A 23543-nucleotide genomic window follows, 5' to 3' on the forward strand; every position below is an offset into this window, starting at 1 on the left:
TATTAGATTATATAACAAAATCAACAAAATCTTATCATAAATACTTATACACATAAATTAATGTGTAATATAACCATTATTTATTATAAAAGGTTCTAATTAATTTCGACTATATTGTAATAATTTGAAATATGCACATAGACGCAAATAATTATTTTAATATTAATAACGTCTGTTAATCTTTTTTCTATAACCAGATACTATCAACAACTTTTTGTAGAAATTCCCTTTGATGATAATCTTCATCAACAACCACGTTATCAAAAACAACTATGTCCAGATCAATTTCTCTTGGGCCAAATTTAGGTCGTGAACGATCACGTCCGAGTTGATCTTCAATTGTTTTTAGCTGAAGTTTTAACATATCTTTTTCATGCATAGTGTCGATTAATACTGCACCATTATGAAAATCAGGCTGATCGGTTATACCAATAGGTTTGGTAATTATTATTTTAGATATTTTCTTAACATCTGCAATTCGCTTTAATAATTCCAAAGCCCGATTAATATTTTCATTCGGATTAATATTTGAACCTAAACCTAAAATTGCAGTATGCATCATTTATCTGGATTGAGATAAAGTCATTGAAACACTTTCAGAAAATCGGAGAGCATGTAGTTTATCAATTTCAACTTCAGCAAATTCAACTCTTTCGTTTGCCATAATACTATCTAAGACCAAACGCCCTAATGCTTCAATTAAATTAAATTGGGTGTTTTCAACTTTTGAAATGATTTCTTTAGTTATTGCGCGATAATCAAGCGCATCTTTAGGATCATCCGATTGCTCTTCGGTTTTAGTATTGTATTTTATTATAATATTGATATTTATATCCTGACGTTTACCAATCTCATGCGGATTAAAACCAACACATGTTCTTAATAATAAGTTTTTTATTTTGAGTATTCCCATAGGTTTTGATTATCGTTCTTATACTAAAATACAAAAACTAGATTAAATGTTGTCCGGAATCACAAAACATTATCTGCCCTGTTACATTATGATTCTCAATCAGAAAATGCAAAGTCGAGAGAATTGAATTCAGATCGACCCGAGTTTGTAAAGGTGTTTTCTTTACAACATTATTAAAAACTTCCTGACTTTTACCTTCAACGGGTAAGACTGGTCCGGGCGCAATTGCATTAACTCTGATATTGGGAGCCCATTCAACGGCAGCCATCTTTGTAAATTCAGCCAGACTCTTTTTTGCCATTAAATAAACACTGTGATCAGTTTTATTATTCACAATAGCAGAATCCAAAATATTCACTATTGAGAAGGACTTCGTATTTACCGCCAACTGCTTCGACAACAATAATGGAGAATAATAATGTATCGCCATCATTTCTTCCAATAGGTCCTTGTTTGTCTCTATCAGTTTACCTGGAGAGTATTTGCTTGCATTATTAATCAGCAAATCAATTTGCGAATGATTTTTTAATATATCATCTATAAATGCTGTTGCATTTTTCCAATCTGACAAATTAAATTTTACAGCTTCAAATTTCAGTTTTGGATATTTAGTATGAAGATCAAGAGCCAATTGTTGTGCTTCATCACTACTATTATTAGCATGAATAATAACATTCCAACCTTTAGCAGCAAGAAATTCAGCCATGCTTTTCCCAAGCCTTTTCGCTCCACCTGTTATTAAAGCTGTTTTTACCATTAACTATAGATTAATGAAACCAGTTTTTCAAGACCCACTTTATCAGCTTCATCAAAAGCTGCATACTCCTTACTGTCAACATCCAGAACTGCAACAGTTTCACCTTTGGGGTTCTTTACTGGAACTACAATTTCGGAATTACTGGCAGAAGAACAAGCAATATGACCAGGAAATTCGTGAACATTTTCTACAATAACAGTTTCCTGCGCATTAATTCCTGCCCAACACACTCCTGTATCCTTTTTTAATTTCAAACATGCTACAGGTCCCTGATATGCACTAACCACCAGATCTCCGTTTACCAGTTCATAAAACCCGGTCCAGTAGTAATAATTAAATTTGTGGTGCAAAAGCGCATTAATTGTTGCCATCCGCGATATTGGATAAGTTGTTGCATCAATTAATCCTTTAACTTGTTCATATATTCTTTCGTAACGTTTTGCTTTCGATTCAGCTTTCATAAACACTTTACCCTTAATTTTATTAAATAAAAAACCGATGAAAATTACAAATTAACATCGGCTTCTTAAAACAATTCTTATTAATATCTATTTATCTTTTAGCATTTCCTGTAGTTTCTTTCTTGTAAAGAAGATTCTACTTTTCACAGTACCAATTGGTAAGTCCAACTCTTCAGCTATCTCTTTATATTTAAAACCTTGTGTATGCATTTTAAAAGGAATTCTAAAATCGTCATCCAGTTTTTCTACCTTCGCCGACATTTCATTAACTGAATATACATTTTCAGGTGTTTCAGAAGCATAATTATGCTTGTAAGCAACTCTTATTGCATCTTCTGTACTATCAAAAGTATTTCGGGTCTTTTGATCTCTACGATAATTATTAATGAAAGTATTCTTCATAATTGTAAATACCCATGCCTTAAAGTTGGTATTATTTACAAATTGATTACGATAGGTGAGTGCCTTTAAGGTTGTTTCCTGAAGTAAATCACGAGCATCCTCGTCATTCGCAGTTAAGCTTAAAGCAAAATAAAGCAATTTATCCTGTAAGCTTAGCAATTGCTGATCAAACTTTTTTGCGGTCATATTGTTGAGTTTAATTTTTTGTTCGTTTTGTTGAACAAATATACTTCAAAAATAAACACCTTGCAATAGTTTCGGATCTTTTTATCTGTTTTTATGAATTAAAAAAAAGTTAAACAAATCATCACACAACACTACTCGCTTATCCTTCAGTATCTTAAAAACCAAAAAGAGGTTATTATTATACAACCTCTTTTCAGTCAAAACTATTTCTTAATTACTTTTATTACTCGGTAAATGGTTTCATAACCTTTCATCTTTATAAAATACAATCCAGGTGCCCATGAGCTAGTAGGGATGTTAATTGATTGTAAACCAGAAATCGTAGCAGGAGAATATACATTTTTACCTGAAAGATCAGTAATTTCAATACCAGAGAATTCCAATGACCAAACAATTTTAAGCTCATCTGAAAATGGACTTACTACTTTAATACTTGAATCTACATTAGTAATATCGTCAACCCCTGTTGTAGAATCCAATACTTTGATGATTTCTTCCGTAACTGCGCTCTGAAGTAATATTTCAAATTCACTACTAACTTGGTATTCTGTGTCATATGTAATATAAAGAATTCCCCCATCTTTACTCAATTGACAAGACAAGTCCCAATTTATATTATCGGATGATACTGCAAAAGGAGCAGAACATGTCACTATGATATCTTCTGATAACAATGAGGCATCAATTCCTATTTCAGCCACAGGTTGCCCATTGATTAAATTAAAATCACTTAATGAGATAGACTGTTTTCGTGCTGTGATAGAGGGACTTCCAATTATTATATTATCTAAAACAACGCCATATCCATAATTGGCTTCAGCTTTAAAACCTATGAATATTTCAGAACTTAACTCCGGCAAAGCAATGTTTTCAATTTTCCAATCAGGAATATCTTTAGTATAACTGGCCAATTGTTTCCATTCTCCAACTTCAGATATTTTATAATAAACAGTTAATATATCCTGATCTCCTTCCCACGATGCCTGAGCATGAGCAAACGATAAAACTGGATTTGCCAACAAAGAAATGTCAAATTGAGGAGTTACAAGATATGTAGTATTACCATCGTAATTCTCACTTCTGAATACCATATTGTAAGCTCCATCAAAGGCTTTATCCGGATTTTCATTCCCTGCGTATCCGCCTGTTTGATTTACCCAACCAACAGAACCTGTTTCGTATTCCTCTGACCAGCATGAAGGGAAACCATATTCAAAACTTTCAGTATATGGGAAACTACTAAATGGTTTGCAGTTAACATCCAATTCGAAATCAGCAGATACAAAGCAACCATTATCGTCTGTTACTAACAATGTGAAAGCAAATACTCCAGATTCCATTGGAGTACCTGAAATTTCACCAGTCAAGGAATTAAGCTCTACTCCTAATGGAAGCTGTCCCTCAGTAATAACATAATTAATTACCTCCGTTGTTGCATTAAGAACTGTAATAACTGATGAATACATTTCATTATATGTTGCTGCTGATAACACTGGATTTTCAAACGTAACATCAGGACAACTCGATGCCTTTGTATTAATATAATAGTCAGATGTTAAATCGTTTGATAATGTGATGCGCCCTGTTGAATGGCCTATAACAGTTGGTATAAAATGTACGTACAGCAAACCACCTTCTTTTGGTAGATTGGCGCTTTGCGTCCAATTAACTCCGTCTAATGAAATTTCAAAATTTCCTTCAATGGAAGCCGTAATTTCATTATCAAGATTATGGCCCTCAATACTGATTGTAGTAGCTGGTCCTGCAACTCCCAAAGTAGTTGTGCCTTCTACAGTCACGTCTTGAGAATCAAAGCTGATTCGTGGGCTTGATGGATTAAAGGCTGTCCCTACTAAAGTTTCAACACCTAAATTAAGTGGATCAAGCCAGGTTTTCATCTGTGATGTAGCATCAGTTCCATATTGATCCCAATGGTACCACAATTTGCCATAATAGTTACTTCCCCCAGAATTTCCACAAGATGAATTACCACCAGTTAGAGTTCCAATGATCAAATGATTACTATTGAATAAGGATGAACCGGAAGATCCTCCTTCTGTTACGGAATGACCATTCTCAGTTGCAATAAACTGCAAATTCCAGTGAGCATTAGTTGCCCCAGTAACTTCTCCAGGCCAAGTTCCTGTCTCATACGTATTAAAAGTGGATATCTTTTTAATATCTCCGGCAGGATGATGAATACCGACTCCAACTCCAGGAGTAACTTCATTACGCCTATCCCAGCCATTGTAATAAACACACCATTCGGCAGGGATATCGTCTGCTAACTCAACAAGCAAGCCATCTGATCCTCCATCTATAGGGCTAGCTGCTTTTAGGTAACAACCTGTTATTGTGTATGTTTGAAGCGGCTCTTTATCTTCACACCCTGGTGATTCGTATCCAAACCTAAACTGCCAGCGAGCTAAATCTGCTGTTGTGGCACCTTCATAACAATGAAAAGCTGAGATTACATACGGAGTTAAATCTTGAGCTGTATTGTTAATTAAGTCTCCAGAACAAACGTACCATCCTGGAGCTGATCCACTTGAAATATACATTGTCATTTGACAAACTCCGTTTTTCTCCGTTTTCCAATCATTTCCTTCACTGCAGTTGATATTGATCATACAAGCTTCTGACCCTCCTATCTCGGTACTTACAGCGTTCTTTGGAAAATGCTTGATCACTACATTATCGAAAACATAACCGATATTGTCAATTGAAATCACAGGAATTCCATCAAAATTTCCACTATCTAATAGAACTTTATGGTTGTAAGGCGATACATATTCTAGAATAATATCGTCGCCAGCAACCATTTCTGTAGAAAAAGCCCCTGATTGCGGATGTGTTGCATTAGTATAAGCCCCTAAGATATGGGTTTTGTCAGCATTGTAAATGTAAAGTTCGGCTGATTCAGGAATATAGAAATCGTCGTATGATAACAGAATGGCTAATGCACCTTCTGCTTTTAAACGCAATTGCCACATTTCGCCACCATTGCTTAATTGAGTCCATTCCCCAGAGTTTTCCATATCGAATGAAACAGATATAGCTCTAGCTATGCAAGGAGGATTATTGGACTCTTTTTTACGTAAAAGGTTTTCTGCTTTAAGTTTTTCGACATTCAAATTAACATCAATGTTGTTAATTTTAGGTAACGCCAATCCATTTATAAAACTTGGAGGAGTCCCTCCAAAACTAATTTGCGAATAAGCCTGGTTTGAAATCATAAATAGAATCAAAAGGCCTATTAACAACTCTCTATAAATTTTTTTCATAAGTACAGGTTTTATGCCAACAAAAAATACGGCTTTAAAGGTCTAATAGGCTGCAAAAATACAGCTACTTTAACAAATGAACAACTTCATTTGAATGAGTTCTTTAATTAATAACAAGAATGTTGATATATTTATGACTCCTTAAGTCAGGTAGTGAGTGAAGTTTTTCCAAATTGGAGAGTGTTCGACTTATTTGAAAGAGAAATAAATTGGTCTTATTGACATTCAGCAAACAATTTATAAAAAAAGGATGCCTTACGACATCCTTTTCTTTATCTTAACTTATCATCGTCTTAGAATATCACAGTACTAGGAACAGACTCTCTTAATTGTTTTGAACTTCGTTTCCCTAGAATCTCGAAATTACTTATAGGTGCACTAGATTTTTCAACACTTACCAAATCACGAGCAATAAGATTATAATTTGGTACCATCATTGATGATGCAGTTTCCATAACAGGTGCAAACATTACATCAGAATAACCATCAACCCAACCCCCAGCAGTCTCACTACGGATCAGATATCCAGTTGGAACACTACTTTCATCTGGCACAATATTACCTGACATATTAAATCTCATTACTAGTGGTGCATCTGTATAATAAGAACCTCCATCAAAAGTATAAAGAGTCATATCATAAGCTGTTTCACCAGAAACAAAATCATCTAACACTTGTGGAGCAATAGATATCATACTAGTAGCTTTATCATAAGTAGCAATCACATCACCAGCATAGGCAATACCAGAAATAGCTAATGTACCCGCTTCTGTTCCTTCAGAAATCGTAATATCAACATCTGCATCCGGATCTCCAAAAGGACTAACACCAGTCATTGTGAAAGCACCAATAAAGTCTTCTTTTGTATAGGCAACAGCATTCTCAGAATAAAAGAATGTTTCTGCAAAATCACCTAAGATGGTTCCATCCTCATAATGGAAAGTTAATCCTAAAGTATAAACAGTAACACCTTTTGCATTAACTTCAACAGAAGATTCGATTTCTGCACTTGGAGATACATAAATATCTTGCTGCATGAATTGAGCACCAGTAGGCTGATTTTCGGGTATTTTCACACTACCTTCTTCTTCATAATAAAAAGCAAGTCCCTTACCTCCAGCATACAAATCAGCAAGATAATATAGATTTTTATAATCACTATCAACATTATCGGGGTCGGCATCAATGGCTTTAGCAATAGTTTGATTCCACACATCTCCATATGCAGCAGAAGCAAATTCACCTACCTCACCTTCGATAGTTTCATACTCGACATCATTATAGTCATCAATTTTAAGATTTGCAGCAATATAGGCTTCCTTTGTTAGATAGATGTATGTAGGAGTTGAGCAAACACTCGCACCTCCACCATTATAATCTGCCATACTTATATATAAAGAGCTAGCCGGAAATGTAATTACACCATTGCTTAATGTTCCTAACGGATAAGAACTCAAGTCATCAGAAAGATTTCCGTAAATAGACCCAATTGAAAACATCCCATATGACCAAGAAACTCCTAAATCATGTGCGGACATAAATACATCTCCTGATGTACCTGAAGGATTATATATCTCAATTGTTGTATACCAATCTTGACTTTCATCCATTTCACCAGGCCAAGTTGCATAATACCCATCATATATACCGTCTGCATCAGGTATCGCGACCCAATCATCTCCAACCCATGAACCTGAAGCAGGTTTATAAGCATTCTTAAATCTATATCTTACAGATTCTCCTAATTGTGCTTTTTCAACATCAACATACATAGGAACAATGCTTACTCCATAAAAAGTTGAGAAAGTACCATCTACATAAACCATTGGTTCTTCTAAAGCTTCCCATTTTATACGAGAAACAGAAGTTTCAACATAAGGTATTGTTGAAGCATAAGGGTTTACAAACGCGTCACCTTCAACAGCTAATTTCAAATTATACGCAACCCCTTCTGCAGCAGTAGGGAATGTAATTGTAAATTCTACATCGGTTTCTCCATCTGCAAAACTAATTGAACCAGGAACAACAAATATATCATCTGTATTCATTTCAACAATGATAGGTACATCAACACTACCTGTTGATACGGTACGAGATATTGTTAACGTCAATTCCTTTTCATCATTAGGCTCTAATTCAAATAATGCCTGATTTGATGTTGGGAAATATACTCCTTGACAGCCTTCCGGAGCAGAAGGACTGGGCGTAACTTTATCTTCCCATTCACTACACCCTACAAACAAAGTAGATAGTGCAAAAAGAAAAGCTATATATAATTTATTAAACTTCATATAATTAATATTTATAGTAAAACAAAATTAGTCAATATCAGCAACAGGCTCAGGAGCTGGTGCAGCAGGATTATTATCTCCATGACCGATTAATGGATTGGCCTCTATTTCAGGTTCTGATATTCTCCATAAAAGTATATCACTATTTGCAGGAATATTAAATATAACAGATGCATTAATAAAACCAGCACCTCTTCTGTCTACTCCTTTATTTAAACGCATTATATCAAACCAATTCATACCTTCACCCCATAACTCAACACGACGTTGATGATAAACTTCCTCTTGAATACCTTCAGGACTACTAGCACTACATACATAACTAGGATCGCGATAAGTCTTTACAAATGTCTCCAATTCTCCTTTTCCATCACCTCCACTCATAGCAAGAGCTTCAGCTTTAATAAGGTACATTTCCTCTATACGCATTAATGGAACATCGTTGGAGTTAGTTGTTGTAGCCACTTCATTATTATAGGGAGCAAATTTCACATGTGTATATGGACGATAACCAACTTCCTCCATTTGAGCTGCTTGAGCTGCATTTAGATTAGCCGATTCACCATTTTCATCTAAAAACCATCCTTTACGAATATCAGTATCAGGAATAGTATTAAAAAGTTTTTTACTTATCTGTCTTCCACCATTATAGTTACAATATCCCCAGTTAAGAGATCCTAAATGTGAAATCCAGTTAACAATACCAGAAGTAACTACTCCATCTGTTTCATTAATAATGATACCCCACATCCAATTGGATTCAGTGACAGACATAAATGTAGGTTTACCCACATCTTCCATTGTACCTGGAGTTGCATCACTTGCATCAATTGCACTTTGAGCATCCGCAGCAGCCTCAGCATAATAATGCATGGTTAAATTTATACGAGCTCTTAAACCATATGCAACAGCAAGACTAACATAACGCTTATCATCTCGTACAACAGGTTCCTCAGCTTCTTCCGCAGCACTAAGTAGTGTAATAGCAGAATTAATATCAGCTAACATCAGATTATAAACCTCCTGAACAGTTGCTCGAGGAGCACCTGTAAGAGCTACCTCATTAGCGTTAAGATGAGTAACAATAGGTACACATGGTTTTGTTTCGTTACCTTTATAGTTAAACTGATATAGTTGAGCTAAATTCCAGTAGCTAAAAGCACGAACAGCTAATCCTTGAGCTAGATAAAACTGTGAAGGAGTTTCTTCAGTTGCTTCATCAATAGATCCAATCACACTATTACATGTATAAATAATTGAATACATATCATTCCAAACAATTTGAGCCTCGTTAGAGTCGAACTCTCTATCAGAGAAATCAAGACTACTATTAGCCCAGTTGTATCCAATAACTTCCATTACCATATCTTCACCATTTGCATCAGTAAACATCATTACTGATGGATAACCGAAATCATTATGGCGAGTTACATCACCTAGAGCCGTATAATTTGGTGCGTATTGTGTAAACTGAGCAAAAATTGAATTTACACTAGCTTTAGCTTTGGCAGGATCATTTGCATAAACCTCCTCTTTTGTACCCTGGGTAATCTCATCCCCTTCAGGTGCCGTATTTAAACTATCTTCACACCCATAAAAAAACATCAAAACAGGTGCCAATAGTGTATATAAATATTTTCTTTTCATATCAATCATTTAAAAATTAAAAGGATAAGTTAAGACCTCCTGATATTGTACGAATTGGTGTATAACGTGCTGTTGTAGCAGTAGTAAAACTCTGACGAGGATCTAAACCTTTACGTTTGGTCCACAAAGCAACATTTTCTGCCGCTAAATAAATCCTAACTTTTGAAATATTCACTCTACTAATAAGATGATTAGGTAATGAATATCCAATTGTAATATTGTTAAGACTTAAATAATCTGAACTTGTTAACCAACGTGTCGATGTAGAATTAGTATATCTATCATTAGCATTCAAACGTGGCACATCAGTACTTTGATTTTCAGGTGTCCACGCATTATAGATATCCTTATGCCAATTCTGACCAGCACTACTTGAATAACCACCGTGCATTAAACGAGCATAACCAGAATCGTAAATTTGACCACCAAGTTGATATGAAGCTTGTACAGAAGCATCGAAACCGTATGCTTCAATGGTCGTTCCAAAACCACCATATACAGTAGGTAATAAATCATCAGATGCTTTCTTATTAGTATTTGCTAAAGCATAATCAGCTGTTGCATATTCAACACCGTCTTCACCCATGGCCATATACATTGCTTCTCCAGTTTCTTCACTTACACCAGCGTATTCTACTAAATACATTCGATACATCGACTCACCTTCTTCATAAAATCTTGATCCATCAGCAAAGCTCCCGTTAAGATCTGGGTGTAATTCATTAATTTTATTCTTAATGAAGGTACCATTAGCATTAATATTCCAATTTAAGTTGGCTGTTTTAATGATGTCATATACTAAAGCAACTTCTAAACCTGAATTTGTCATAGAACCAATGTTCATTGGAATTTCTGGAAATCCAGCACTTGGATTCACAGGCTTATAATATAACATGTCGCTTGATTTACGTCCAAAATACTCCACTGTACCAGATAATCGGTTGGCTAGTAAAGCAAAATCAATACCAATATTATAAGTAACAGATGTTTCCCAAGTTAAATCAGGATTACCTTTGTATGCCAATGCACCATCAGAGAATACACCATCTGCTCCACCTACTTCAAATTGGTCCATATATGCATAATAATTACCAATTGCCTCATTTCCTTGCTCTCCGTAAGAAGCTTTTAATTTCAACATATCAATCCATGATAAAGAGCTCATAAATGATTCATTAGATATCATCCAAGCTCCACTTGCTGAATAGAAGTTACCCCAACGATTATCAGGGTGAAAACGTGATGAAGCATCACGACGGTAAGCAACATTAAAGAAATATGTATCTCTTAAAGAATAATTTACACGAGTAAAAATACCTTGTGTTGCATATTCATCCTTTTTACCTCCTCCACGTAATTGATCAATAGCATTACTTACATAATAAGATTCAGGATTGTAAAGATTTTGTCCGGAAGCAAAATTATACTCATATGTGTAGTTATAACCATCATAACCAGCAGTAATATCTATCTGATGCTCATCTTGTATTGAGAATTGATAATTAGCAACATATTGTTGGTTAAACCCTACAGTGCGATATGCTTGTTGCCAAGCTGTACCTCCATAGGCTGCACTTTGACCCATGTATGCATTTCCTAGATCATTATAGCGAGTATTATCAACATTTAAACCATAACGAGCACTGATCATAAGACCTTCAACAGGAGAAATCTCAGCAAACCAATTAGAATTTACAACATCCATTATGTAATCTCTCTTGTTATATTTAAGATCACCTGCAGGGTTGGCAATAGACATAAATGGACGATCAAAATTAGTACTCACACCATCACCATAATCATATAAATTACGACCATTATTCTGCATAATTTGCATAGTCTCGGCATCTCTTACATACATTGGATAAATAGGTGCAACGTAATTAGCAATAAAGAATGCATTTCCACTTGAATTGGTTTGTGTTTGCTCCGAAGGATAATTACTCTCTATGCTATTAACATTAATATTAGCTCCTACTTTCAACCAATCATTCACTTTTTGATCTCCTTTTAAGCGCCCTGAAAAGCGTGAAAACCCAGATCCATCTACAACTCCACTATCATCTAGATAACCAAATGACATATAGAATGAATTAGTCTGTGAACCGGCAGAAATAGATAAGTTATATTCCTGTCTTGGATTTGATAAAAAAGTTTCATCAGCCCAATCATCAGGAGTATAATAGTACTGTCCATCACTATATCCTAAAGTCGCGTTAGGATTTAGTTTTCCATTAGCCCCAATCAGATTCTCTCCATCAGGAACTGTATAGACTTGATATCCTAATCCTCCATCACCATTTGAAGTAATAGTTTCATTAGCATAAATATTCGCTTCAACAGGTGTTAGGTTCATACCTAATCCTGCATAATAAATAGACTCGTAAGCTCTCTCGTAATAATTCTGCGGACTAGTTAACACATCATAGTTTTCAAGGGCACGAGAGTTCATTCCGTACTTTGCATCAAAATTAACTACAACTCTTCCTGCTTTACCTTTTTTAGTTGTAATCATGATAATTCCGTTAGCTCCTCGTGAACCATAAAGAGCTGTTGAAGCTGCATCTTTTAACACAGTCATCGATTCGATATCAGAAGAGTTAATCGATGATAAATCCCCATCAAAAGGAACACCGTCTAAAACGTACAATGGATCTGAGTCTGCATTAATAGAACCAACTCCCCTAATACGTATTGTTGCATCTGCTCCAGGCTGACCATTATTACTTAACACCTGAACACCAGCTGCTGTACCTGCCAAGGCCTGCGAAATATTAGAGACTTGGCGTTTCTCAATAGATTCGGCATCAACCACTGCTGCAGATCCTGTGTAAGACCCTTTGGTTGATGTACCGTATGCAACAACAATAACTTCATCAATATCTTCTGAATCACTACTCATGACAACACTAATTTGTGTTTGTCCAGCAATTTCAACTTCCTGAGCTGTCATACCCACAAAAGAAAAAACAAGAGTAGTAGCATCATTTGGAACAGCTAAACTATATGTTCCATCAGGGCGGGTAACCGTACCAACGGTTGTTCCTTTTACAAATACTGATACACCTGGTATTGGACTACCATCATTAGCATCAGTCACAGTACCGGTTATATTGGTAGTTTGTGCTAAAAGAGCTTGCACACCTACCATAACCATAAACGAAAGTGCAAAAAGTACTTTCTTCATAGACTAAAGGTTTAAATTAATAAATAGGACAAATATTCAATTCTAACGTAAAAATAACATTCTGTATTAATTTTTAAAATTTTTTAACTTTATATTTTTCCTTAACAATCTTAAGGAAGCGTTAAAAACATAGACCAATTAGCATTTTTATGACTTATATCATGTTTACTATTCCCGTATTGTTAAATTTAGATATGTTATCTATTTTAACAACCGACCATTTGGTCACCTCATTTTCAATATATTAGAAAACAAATATTCAAAAAATAAAATTCACAATGCTATTCCCATACATTCAAATATATAACCTTTTTTTTAAAAAAAATGTTTTGCAAGATTCACCCCCAACTTAATAGCTAAAAAATCATAAATAGCTAAAAAATCAAAACAACACCCCTTAAAAAATGGGTAACTATTAATCAAACAATAATTAAAATCTTTAAAATATTATCAATAAACTCATATCACACATCTTAAAACTCCTATTGAATTAAAGTCTACATCAATTTAATACGAAAAAACCCATCTACTCACGTAAACGGGCTGGATATATCATGCTTACTGACTTACTTTTTTGGAATGCTCTTTAATGTTTCAACTAAGAAATCCCAGAATTTGGAGACAGTTTCAATATTTACTTTTTCATCAGGAGAGTGAGGGAATCTAATTGTTGGACCAAAAGATATCATATCCCAATGAGGGTATGCACTACCTAATATTCCACATTCCAAACCAGCGTGTATAGCCTTTATCTCAGGAATTTTACCCCACATATTATTATAAACCTCTTGCATGGTTCTCAGGATAGGAGAATCCATATTAGGTTTCCAACCTGGATATTGACCACCAAAAGTTACTTCCCCACCAGCTAACCTGAATGTACTTTCAATACTTGATTCCAAATCCTCCTTAGCGGTATCAACCGAACTTCTTAATAAGCACTTAACTTCAATAGAACTGCTTGTAGATTTAACTATGGCAAGATTGGTAGATGTTTCAACTAATCCTTCCATATCATTACTAAATCGGATTACACCATTCGGGCATGCCTGAATAGCATTAATCAGGTCATCCTGCACCAACTCCTGAATAACTCCATTAGGAAGGCTGGCTACTTCAGCTGTAAACGAGATAGCTGTTTCTGCTCCTTTATATTCTTCCACAAAAATTTCTTCAAATTCTTCAATGGATTCTATTAATTCATCAGCATTTTCAGAAGGCAGAGTAATCACAGCAAACGCTTCACGGGGAATCGCGTTACGCAAACTACCCCCATCAATTGATGCCAGACGAGCATCCAGGTTAGCAACAGCAAATTTCAAAAACCGAAATATTAACTTATTGGCATTACCGCGACCACGATTAATATCAAGCCCGGAATGACCACCTTTTAAACCAGTTAAACTTAGTCTATATGCAACAGAACCTTCTGGAACAGCCTCTTCGGTATATTTGAACTCAACACTTGCATTGGTACCTCCTGCGCAGCCTACATACAATTCACCTTCATCCTCTGAATCCATATTCAGAAGAATATCACCTTGCAGTAGACCTGGCTTAAGTGCATTTGCTCCAGTCATTCCAGCCTCCTCATCCATTGTAATCAAGGCCTCCACAGGTCCATGTTCAATATCGCTGGCTTGAAGCACTGCCATTGCAGCTGCAACACCAATTCCATTGTCAGCTCCTAATGTTGTTCCATTGGCTGTAACCCATCCATCCTCGATATATGTTTCAATCGGATCTTTTTCGAAATCATGTTTTTTATCGCTATTCTTTTGAGGAACCATATCAATATGTCCCTGAAGAACAACGCCTTTTCTATCTTCCAATCCCGGGGTCGCCGGTTTACGGATGATTACATTACCCACTTCATCACGAATAGTTTCCAATCCCAATGACTTTCCAAAATTTTCAATAAAATCAATCGCCTTGCCTTCTTTCTTTGAAGGACGTGGTATCTGTGTCAGTTTATAGAAACTCTCCCATAATCCTTTAGGAGTTAAACCTGCTATTTCGTTACTCATATCAAACTTTATTATAAGGGGGATATTTATTAATCACTACAAATTAAGATAACAGCATACCTTATTTTACACTACGCTTTATCGATTTTAGAGCTCCAGTCTTTTCATCCAAACGGATCGAAACATTTTCTTCTTCCAGTATTGAAGACGGCAGGCTTACAACCTGTCCATATTGTCCTAAATAAACTTCTTGCTGTTTAATCAACTGGTTACGATCGATTAGCTTAACATTTACCTTACCTGGCTGACAATAAAACAAACCGTTACGAACCTCTTCTTTTGATGGAGGTAATGGTGCATCAGGTAATTTAGATTGCTCCAATCCTTTAATCTCAATATAAACAGGTGTTCCGCTTACATCCATCTTGTCAACTATACCTTTTACTGTTGAAAAGCGAAACAACACATCACTTTCAGCACTTAAACTATTTGGCTCCAGATCAAATATTTTGGTTTCTGTCATACTTACTTTTTTCCCAACAAAGAGTTCTAAAAAAGATTTTTCCAAATCATTCAACTCTTTCATCATAACTTCATAAGCCTGCCCATCGGGAGGCAATTGCTCAAAATCGCTTGCCAATATTTTAAAACGTCTTTTGCGAATTTTGTAAATAAAGTTAGCAGCTTCCTGAGCCATAGCAGCTGTTGAAGTTTTTTCCAGCTGTTTTTCTAACATTGCAATCTCATTAAAGTTTATATCTTCCATTTCCGGAAGTGGTTTGTAGGTATAATCTTTCAATGATTGAGAACTATCCAACTCATCATCTGAATTAATACCATATAAAACACCATCATTTGAAATATTCAACAGAGGAGCCACGTTGTTACCCTCATAACTGATGGCAAATCTTTTTGAAGCATCAGGCAAACCATAGGTAGAAATATCAACACTCTTAATTTTCCATTCAACCTTATCTTCAGTTATTACATCTGTTACATTTAACATCTTTTGAGAATACCTGTAAAATGGACCTACTTTATAAATTGTCTTCTCAACAGTGACAGCAATCTTCAAATGAGTTGTTGGCAAACTATAAACAATTGCATTTGATGCTGCATTTTGCATTGTTGAAACGGCCTTCACATTTACTTTAGAGGGTATCATTTTCTCTCCTGAACAGGATGCCAGCAGAGCTATTGTTGAAAGTGCAAACAAAAACTTCTTCATTCTTCAATAATTTTCAAAACAGTATATATTCTGATTTTACATTAGGGTAAAGTCGCAAACATCAAAGGTAAACGAAAAAAGTGAAACGCCAAGGTCAATCAACACACTGCTAATGGCCTATTTAAATAAATTGAAACGATTTTTATTTATTCTTAAATCGGTAAAATGCCTTATTCAAACAGTCAATTATATCACTTGCCGTCAATGATTCCATTGATGCTGTTTTAATAAATTCATCTGCTGATAATCCATGCACATAAACAGCAACCCGAGCTGCATCAAAAGGCGAATAACTCTGAGCCAGAAATGACAAAACTATACCAGTTAAAACATCCCCACTTCCAGCAGTAGCCATACCAGCATTTCCAGTAGAGTTAAACCAACATTCTCCATCTGCATTAATAACAGCTGTATTGGCTCCTTTGAGAATTATAACAACATGCTTTTCTTTAGCAAAGTCAATTGCTTTTTGTAACCGTTCAGATGCATTTGTTGATTTCCCAAGCAAACGATCTAATTCGCCCGGATGTGGAGTAAGAATTGAACTCTCCGGAATAGCATCATAACAACGTTGATCTTTACTCAAAATATTAATGGCATCTGCATCAAGCACCAATGGCTTATTATTCAATTGTTGCATCAGTTCAAAAAGAGCGGTTATCGTATTGGGTTTAATACCAATACCCGGACCAATACCAATGGCATCGAATTCTTCCAATGCAGGATGCTCTGAAATCAAAATATCAGATCGATCAATACTAGCCATAGCCTCAGGAACAGCTGTTTGTATAATATTATAGCCCAATCGAGGGACGTGAGTCGTTAATAACCCAACTCCCGTTTTCATGCATGCTTTTGATGCCAGAACTGCAGCGCCCATTTTACCATATGAACCAGACATCAATAAGGCATGACCAAATTTTCCTTTATGGTCAAACCGGTTTCTCTTTATTAATAGTCGACTAATATCAGACTCTTCCGTCAAATAATAAGAAGTATCCGAATTATCTATGGCTTCCTGATTTAACCCTATGTCAACCACTTCCCAATTACCAACATACGCCTCATTGTCTGAGAAGAAAAAAGCCAGCTTTGGTATTTGAAAAGTAATTGTATAAGTAGCTTTAATGCAAGTCTGCAAATTCTCATCTGAATTATTCTCACAATACAAACCTGATGGCACATCAATTGATACAACAGGATTATCTGCATTGTTTATTTCTTGTATAACCTCCGCATACACTCCGGTGACTGGTTTATTCAATCCACTACCAAATAAGCCATCTATAATCCATTCTTCAGAAGTGATATTCAATCTTACCTGCTCATCAGCCTCTGCAATTACATCTGAATAGTTTTGCATCAAACGATTCAAATTAATACTGGCATCTTCTGAGAGTTTATTATCCCGAACTTTAAAAACTATTACCCTAACTTTACGCTTATCTTCTAATAACATACGTGCAACAGCCAATGCATCCCCACCATTATTTCCTGGTCCGGCCAAAACCACCACCGGATAATTTGGACACAACTCTACAAACCTGTTATAAAAAGCCCTGGAAGCTCTTTCCATCAAATCAATTGATTCAACTGGTTCATTATGTATTGTTGCAATATCAACCCCTTTTATTTGTAGCGAGTTTAAAATTTTTATCATATTTTCACCAAAATCCGATTAAAAACCTAATACAATGAGAAAACACATCATTTAAAATGATATTAATAACTAAATTTGTCAATTCGTAAGTTTTGAAAAACGTTAAACCAAATAATATTGACATCAAATTAAATAATATGAGTAATAAAGATAGAGCATTTTTTGGACACCCTTTAGGTTTGTCTTCTCTTTTTGCCACAGAGATGTGGGAGCGTTTTAGTTATTATGGAATGAGAGCCCTTTTAGTGTATTTCTTAACAGATACATTAATTGAAGGTGGTTTCGGGATGGAAGAACTTGACGCATTTACCATATATGGTATATTTACCGGCTTGGTATATGTAACTCCAATTATTGGAGGAATGCTTGCTGATAAAGTATTAGGTCAAAGAAAGGCTATTTATATAGGTGGACTAACAATGGCTATTGGACAATTACTATTATCATATAGTGCAATGTCTGTTTCTCAGAACCTTGAATCACGCCAAATGATTTTTTATATCGGTTTAGGTGTTCTTATACTAGGAAACGGATTTTTCAAACCCAACATTTCCACAATGGTTGGCGAGTTATATGATAATTCGGACCCAAGAAAAGACGGTGGTTTTACTATATTTTACATGGGTATTAACATAGGCGCAGGTATTTCACCTCTTATTGCAGGTAAACTTGGAGAGCAGGTTGCCTGGCAATATGGTTTCATGGCCGCAGGTATTGGAATGATTATCGGTACTGTTTGGTTTTATTTAAGAAGTCATACATTAGGTCCAATTGGAATGCCTCCTGCAGTTAAAAAGGAACGCATTCGTTTAATTGCAAAAGATTGGGTAAGCATTCTTATCTATGTTGGATCTATAGTAGGTGGTGTATTCGCTTTTATTATGGGGTGGAGCTTCTTACCTGAGGCTGCTTCAAGTTGGATTATTGGAATCGCTGCTGTAGGTGGCTTAATCTACTTAACTCTGAACATTGTAAACGGAACTAATGGAAAAACTGAGTGGAGCCGGGTAAGTGTAATCATCGTTTTGGCATTATTCAACATCTTCTTCTGGGCAGGATTTGAGCAAGCTGGAACTACCTTCAGTATTTTTGCTCGTGATAATACCAATCGTATGATTGGCTCATTTGAAATACCAGCAACATGGTTCCAAAGTGTAAATGCAGTTTTCATTGTTGTATTTGCACCTTTATTTACAATTCTATGGTCTAGATTAGACAAGGTAAAGCTTAATCCTAATACTCCAATGAAATTTGTTTGGGGAATGATCCTATTAGGATTAGGATTTGTTGTAATGGCAATTGCCTCTGAACGAGCTGAAAGCCATTTAGTGAGTCCTATTTGGTTGGTTATGGTATTTATGATTCATACTTTTGGAGAACTTTGTTTATCTCCTATTGGGCTTTCAATGGTTACCAAGCTTTCACCTACCAAACTTGTATCTACTATGATGGGCGTTTGGATGGGTAGTTTTGCAGCTGGTAACTTCGTTGCCTCTCAGATGAAAGCTATCTCACTTAAATTAGAATCTGTACTTGATACAAGTATTCCTGTTTTCTGGTTTATTGCCATTCAATCATTCATTGCAGGCCTTATTCTTTTTGCCTTATCCCCTTGGTTAAAGAGGATGATGCACGGTATAAAATAATCGTTTTGTAATTATATTTTAAAGCCGGTTTGTAGCATTCAAACCGGCTTTTTTATATCTTTTCATCAGTTAAGTAAAATGCAATCTTGGTTAAGATGCTAAATATCATACTTTTTCCGTTTGACATAGTCTAACTTTAAAAAGATAACATCTCGTCTAAAAACATATACTTATGGCAAAGAACCAAAAACACCCTAAAGGGTTAATGATTCTCTTCTTTACCGAAATGTGGGAACGTTTTGGATATTACCTAATGCTGGGCATATTTAGTTTATACATGATTGAACCAACCTCATCTCAGTTCGCCGGACTAGGGTTCACAAACATGTATGCCGCAGATATTTATGGCACATACCTCGCTTTAGTGTATCTGACTCCTTTCTTCGGAGGACTGATAGCAGACCGGTTTATCGGGTATCGAAAATCTATTTTAATTGGTGGCGTATTGATGGCCGCTGGCTACATTGGATTATCAATTCCAAACTCAATGATAGCCTTTTACATTGCCCTTTTACTAATAATACTTGGTAACGGCATGTTTAAACCTAACGTTTCGGTTCTTCTAGGGAAATTATATGAAAAGCCCGAATATGAATCATTAAAAGACTCAGGATACAATATTTTCTATATGGGAATAAACATTGGTGCCTTTGTCTGTAATTTCGTTGCTGCTTATCTGCGACTTACTTATGGATGGGGATGGGCTTTTGCTGCTGCAGGTATCGGTATGATCATCGGAGTCATCTGGTTCATGATTGGCCTTGCCAGAGTCCCTGAAATAAAAGAAGCGGACAAAATCTCGCCGAAACGTCCGAATGATATTTCTATGGCAAGAATTTTTAGTGTATTATTCCTGCCAGCCTTTGCAGCTGCTGCTTTAGGATGGTTTATTCCAAACAATATCTTCGGATCTGATTCAACTGATGCTTTCATTTTCTTCTGCATACCAGTTATATTATTCTTTTTTACTACCTGGAAATCTGCTGACAAAAAAACAGAGCGCGAACCCATTGCGGCTTTGCTTGCTGTATTTGGAGTAGTAATCATATTCTGGGCTGTATTTCATCAAAACGGATCAGCACTAACCTACTGGGCAAAAAATAATACATCTAGAGAAGTAAAAGGAATAACCGAATCAGTTATAAATACTGTTGCCAAGGTAGAAGAAGTATCAACTGTACCACGAACCATACAACTGCAAGGATTACATGGAGAGGATTTAGGAAGTAAAACAGGGCCAAATCCATATTTTGATAATTACACCAAAGATTTACCTACCGGGAATATTGATGGTAAACCCGGGGATGTCAATGACGAAGATTGGAGCAGGGTTCCAAAGCAAGAGCTTCCCAAATATGGTAAGATCAACTTATGGCCTACAGAACTACAAGCTTCCATTAATCCGTTTTTTGTCGTAGTACTAACTCCATTAGTTGTAATGTTCTTTGGATTTTTAAGAAGACGCAAAAAAGAACCTACCACACCAGGAAAAATTGCATGGGGTATGTTAATCTCAGCTTTATCTTGGCTGGTGATGGTTTGGGCTGCCATAGCATCCGGAAACGGAATCAGCAAAGCCTCTGTTGCCTGGTTATTTGGAGTCTATGGCGTAATTACAATCGGAGAGCTTTGCCTGAGTCCAATGGGTTTATCCCTGGTTTCAAAATTAGCACCCAAGCGTATTGCAGCTTTGATGATGGGAGGTTGGTTTCTGTCCACTGCAATAGGAAACAAACTATCAGGTGTACTTTCAGGACTTTGGGATGTATTTGAAAAGAAATCATATTTCTTCCTGACCAATGCTTTACTTACAGCTGGTGCATTTATAATCATACTTATTTTAATGCCATGGCTTAAGAGGGTTTATAACGAATATGTCAATTAAGATATCATAAAAAAGAGGCCGCCGGCCTCTTTTTTATTCCTAGTCATGAAGGATAAGCATTGGATGCTCTGGATGCAACACCATTTGCCTTGTTGTGCTTGGGTGGAACAAACGATCAAAAAAGCTTTCATTATGGCGAATCAGGGTGACCATATCACATCCATGTTCATCCATAAACTTCAAAATTCCTCTGCTTATATTTTCCCCTTCAATAAAATTGAAGTTTAAATCAAGACCTTCGAAATGAGCAGCAATTTTCTCTTCAGCATCAATACGATTAACGTAATCGTCCTCCAACACATTAACAAAGCTGATACCCGCATCGAAATGCTGGGCTAAATCCCTTAACGGTTCAACCACGTTATCTAACTTCACATCCTTTAAATCGGTTGCAAAAACAATATTCTCAGGCTTTTTAAACTTGGCATGCTTAGGCACCACCAACATGGCTTCCTGAATATTTTTCACCACCTCATAAGCATTACTTCCCAGAAGGAAATTTTCAAGAGCTGTTTCTCCTCTACAACCCAAAACAATAAGTTCAGGTTTAAAATCTGAAACTTCGTTCTTCACAACATCCAGCAGAGAACCAAAACGTGAAGCTAATTCAATCCGAGCATTTGGAAAGCGCCTGTGTAAAACAGACAATTCATTTTTTAAGCCTTTCAGACTTTCCTGTGCCAACTCTTCTTTTACCTGCATAATATATGGGCTACCGCTAAACTCAAGATCATATGCATTTAATAAGTCGAAATAAACCTTTTCGTTTTCAAACATCTTGAGAGCATATATAGCGGCATTCCTGGCTGTATCTGAAAAGTCGGTCAATAATAAGATCCTTTTCATAATTCAAAACTTTAATAGTTGCAAAAGTTTTTAAGTACAATGGCCGCAGTTGGCTGAGGAAGACTCACATCCGAACTTTTTCGATGAGTTTTGGCTATGATAAATAAAACGGTAAGAATAAAAGGTATAACCCTTTTTTGAGCACACTACATAAATTTATACGAATTGTAAAAGAAATTAGTTTGAGTTTTAGTGTAATAATTTCATTGATTCATCAATGAAAAAGATCAATCAATCAACTAAGTGTAACTCAATTTTCCAAATAAGTGTAAGTACAAGGTTAAGAATGTTTGACGTCCAATCGCCGCAGAACAAAACGACCTTCCAGATTTTGATCATCAACACTGTGACCTTCGATTCTATCCTGATCATCTAATTCAGCAATTCTGTCATCCAAACAATACTCAAACTCAAAAGAACTTTCTAAGACGACATAAGAAACTCCTTTAAGAAGGACTCGATCATCTTCAATTTCACCCACAACCTCAACATCTATCAGAAAAGGTTCTTCGTCGTAAATATACTCTGTATAAACCAAATTACCTGTAATAACAGAACCCTCCTGCTTCAACAGCGCATAACCCATATCAAAACCTGCTTCAAACTGTTCAAAAAAACGCCATTGACCTGTCAGATCCATCTTACAATAATTTATAAAAAAAGAGCTGGCAAATATACCAACTCTTTTTAATAATCCTTCTAATGGATAATATCATACCTATGCGCCGGCTGGAATCGCTCCCATACCAAACACCATACTAAGCAAAGCAACTGTTTCGATGATACCCATTGCAGCTATATACATACCTGCCCCCTGTTTATCATCAACAGCAAGGTTAGCACAAGCTGCAGCTCCTGCTTTTCCCTGCATAATTGCTGAAGCAGCAATTGCAATACCAACAAATAGAGCAAAAACCATTTGATTCATATAGCTATCAGGATTCAGGTTTGCGCCAATTAAAGAGTTCATAAAGATCATACCGTAAATTACCTGACTTAAAGGCATACCAACCATTGCCAAAGCTAATGAAGGCAATTTCTTTTTGTCTTTAATCGACTGTTTCCATAATCCCATTGCTCCCATAGCTGCAATTCCAGTTCCAATAGCTGAACCAACTCCAGCAATTCCTAAAGCGATAGCGTGGCCACCAAATCCGTTTACTACTGTTAATAATGTCATCGT

The 23543-nt window shown here is 35.9% G+C and carries 17 protein-coding genes; 2 read left to right on the forward strand and 15 right to left on the reverse strand.

Features of this window, described 5'->3' with window-relative positions; translation table 11 throughout:
- Positions 1-187: 187 nt before the first annotated feature.
- The 12 genes from folK to ACRD62_RS10885 form a co-directional block, all read right to left on the reverse strand.
- Entirely contained in the window at positions 188-562 is a 375-nt protein-coding gene (folK, locus tag ACRD62_RS10830; protein WP_430820128.1) for a 2-amino-4-hydroxy-6-hydroxymethyldihydropteridine diphosphokinase, read from the reverse strand.
- Positions 563-913: a FolB domain-containing protein gene (locus ACRD62_RS10835; protein ID WP_430820129.1), complete on the reverse strand. Its 351-nt coding sequence runs from the start codon at positions 911-913 to the stop codon at positions 563-565.
- Positions 914-950: 37 nt separating this feature from the next.
- Positions 951-1670: an SDR family oxidoreductase gene (locus tag ACRD62_RS10840; RefSeq protein ID WP_430820130.1), complete on the reverse strand. Its 720-nt coding sequence runs from the start codon at positions 1668-1670 to the stop codon at positions 951-953.
- Complete coding sequence (locus ACRD62_RS10845; protein WP_430820131.1) at positions 1670-2131, reverse strand: GAF domain-containing protein; 462 nt, start codon at positions 2129-2131, stop codon at positions 1670-1672. Before ACRD62_RS10845 ends, ACRD62_RS10840 begins: the two co-directional genes overlap by 1 nt.
- A gap of 87 nt (positions 2132-2218) precedes the next feature.
- Positions 2219-2719: an RNA polymerase sigma factor gene (locus ACRD62_RS10850; protein ID WP_430820132.1), complete on the reverse strand. Its 501-nt coding sequence runs from the start codon at positions 2717-2719 to the stop codon at positions 2219-2221.
- Positions 2720-2922: 203 nt separating this feature from the next.
- Positions 2923-6003: a putative Ig domain-containing protein gene (locus ACRD62_RS10855; protein WP_430820133.1), complete on the reverse strand. Its 3081-nt coding sequence runs from the start codon at positions 6001-6003 to the stop codon at positions 2923-2925.
- A 293-nt stretch (positions 6004-6296) separates the two neighbouring features.
- Positions 6297-8294, reverse strand: a complete 1998-nt coding sequence (locus tag ACRD62_RS10860; protein ID WP_430820134.1) for a hypothetical protein — start codon at positions 8292-8294, stop codon at positions 6297-6299.
- Positions 8295-8321: 27 nt separating this feature from the next.
- Positions 8322-9941: a RagB/SusD family nutrient uptake outer membrane protein gene (locus ACRD62_RS10865; protein WP_430820135.1), complete on the reverse strand. Its 1620-nt coding sequence runs from the start codon at positions 9939-9941 to the stop codon at positions 8322-8324.
- A 16-nt stretch (positions 9942-9957) separates the two neighbouring features.
- Positions 9958-13128 (reverse strand): SusC/RagA family TonB-linked outer membrane protein, encoded by a 3171-nt coding sequence (locus ACRD62_RS10870; RefSeq protein ID WP_430820136.1) that lies wholly within the window; start codon positions 13126-13128, stop codon positions 9958-9960.
- A 566-nt stretch (positions 13129-13694) separates the two neighbouring features.
- Positions 13695-15155, reverse strand: coding sequence for an aminoacyl-histidine dipeptidase (locus ACRD62_RS10875; RefSeq protein ID WP_430820137.1), 1461 nt, complete (start codon positions 15153-15155; stop codon positions 13695-13697).
- Between the two features lie 61 nt (positions 15156-15216).
- Positions 15217-16323: a DUF4831 family protein gene (locus tag ACRD62_RS10880; RefSeq protein ID WP_430820138.1), complete on the reverse strand. Its 1107-nt coding sequence runs from the start codon at positions 16321-16323 to the stop codon at positions 15217-15219.
- Positions 16324-16465: 142 nt separating this feature from the next.
- The gene (locus ACRD62_RS10885) at positions 16466-17983 is read right to left on the reverse strand and encodes an NAD(P)H-hydrate dehydratase (RefSeq protein WP_430820139.1); all 1518 of its coding nucleotides are present in this window, start codon (positions 17981-17983) and stop codon (positions 16466-16468) included.
- 137 nt (positions 17984-18120) lie between these two features.
- Between ACRD62_RS10885 and ACRD62_RS10890 the strand changes: the two genes are divergently transcribed.
- The gene (locus tag ACRD62_RS10890) at positions 18121-19629 is read left to right on the forward strand and encodes a peptide MFS transporter (RefSeq protein WP_430820140.1); all 1509 of its coding nucleotides are present in this window, start codon (positions 18121-18123) and stop codon (positions 19627-19629) included.
- Between the two features lie 172 nt (positions 19630-19801).
- Entirely contained in the window at positions 19802-21514 is a 1713-nt protein-coding gene (locus ACRD62_RS10895; RefSeq protein WP_430820141.1) for a peptide MFS transporter, read from the forward strand.
- Between the two features lie 39 nt (positions 21515-21553).
- Here the strand turns inward: ACRD62_RS10895 and ACRD62_RS10900 are convergent, their stop codons facing one another.
- The 3 genes from ACRD62_RS10900 to ACRD62_RS10910 form a co-directional block, all read right to left on the reverse strand.
- Complete coding sequence (locus ACRD62_RS10900) at positions 21554-22360, reverse strand: universal stress protein (RefSeq protein ID WP_430820142.1); 807 nt, start codon at positions 22358-22360, stop codon at positions 21554-21556.
- Positions 22361-22640: 280 nt separating this feature from the next.
- Entirely contained in the window at positions 22641-23000 is a 360-nt protein-coding gene (locus ACRD62_RS10905; RefSeq protein WP_430820143.1) for a hypothetical protein, read from the reverse strand.
- Positions 23001-23078: 78 nt separating this feature from the next.
- The gene (locus ACRD62_RS10910) at positions 23079-23540 is read right to left on the reverse strand and encodes a hypothetical protein (protein WP_430820144.1); all 462 of its coding nucleotides are present in this window, start codon (positions 23538-23540) and stop codon (positions 23079-23081) included.
- Between the last annotated feature and the right edge of the window lie 3 nt (positions 23541-23543).

The organism is Carboxylicivirga caseinilyticus (assembly GCF_050589785.1).
Taxonomy (GTDB): domain Bacteria; phylum Bacteroidota; class Bacteroidia; order Bacteroidales; family Marinilabiliaceae; genus Carboxylicivirga; species Carboxylicivirga caseinilyticus.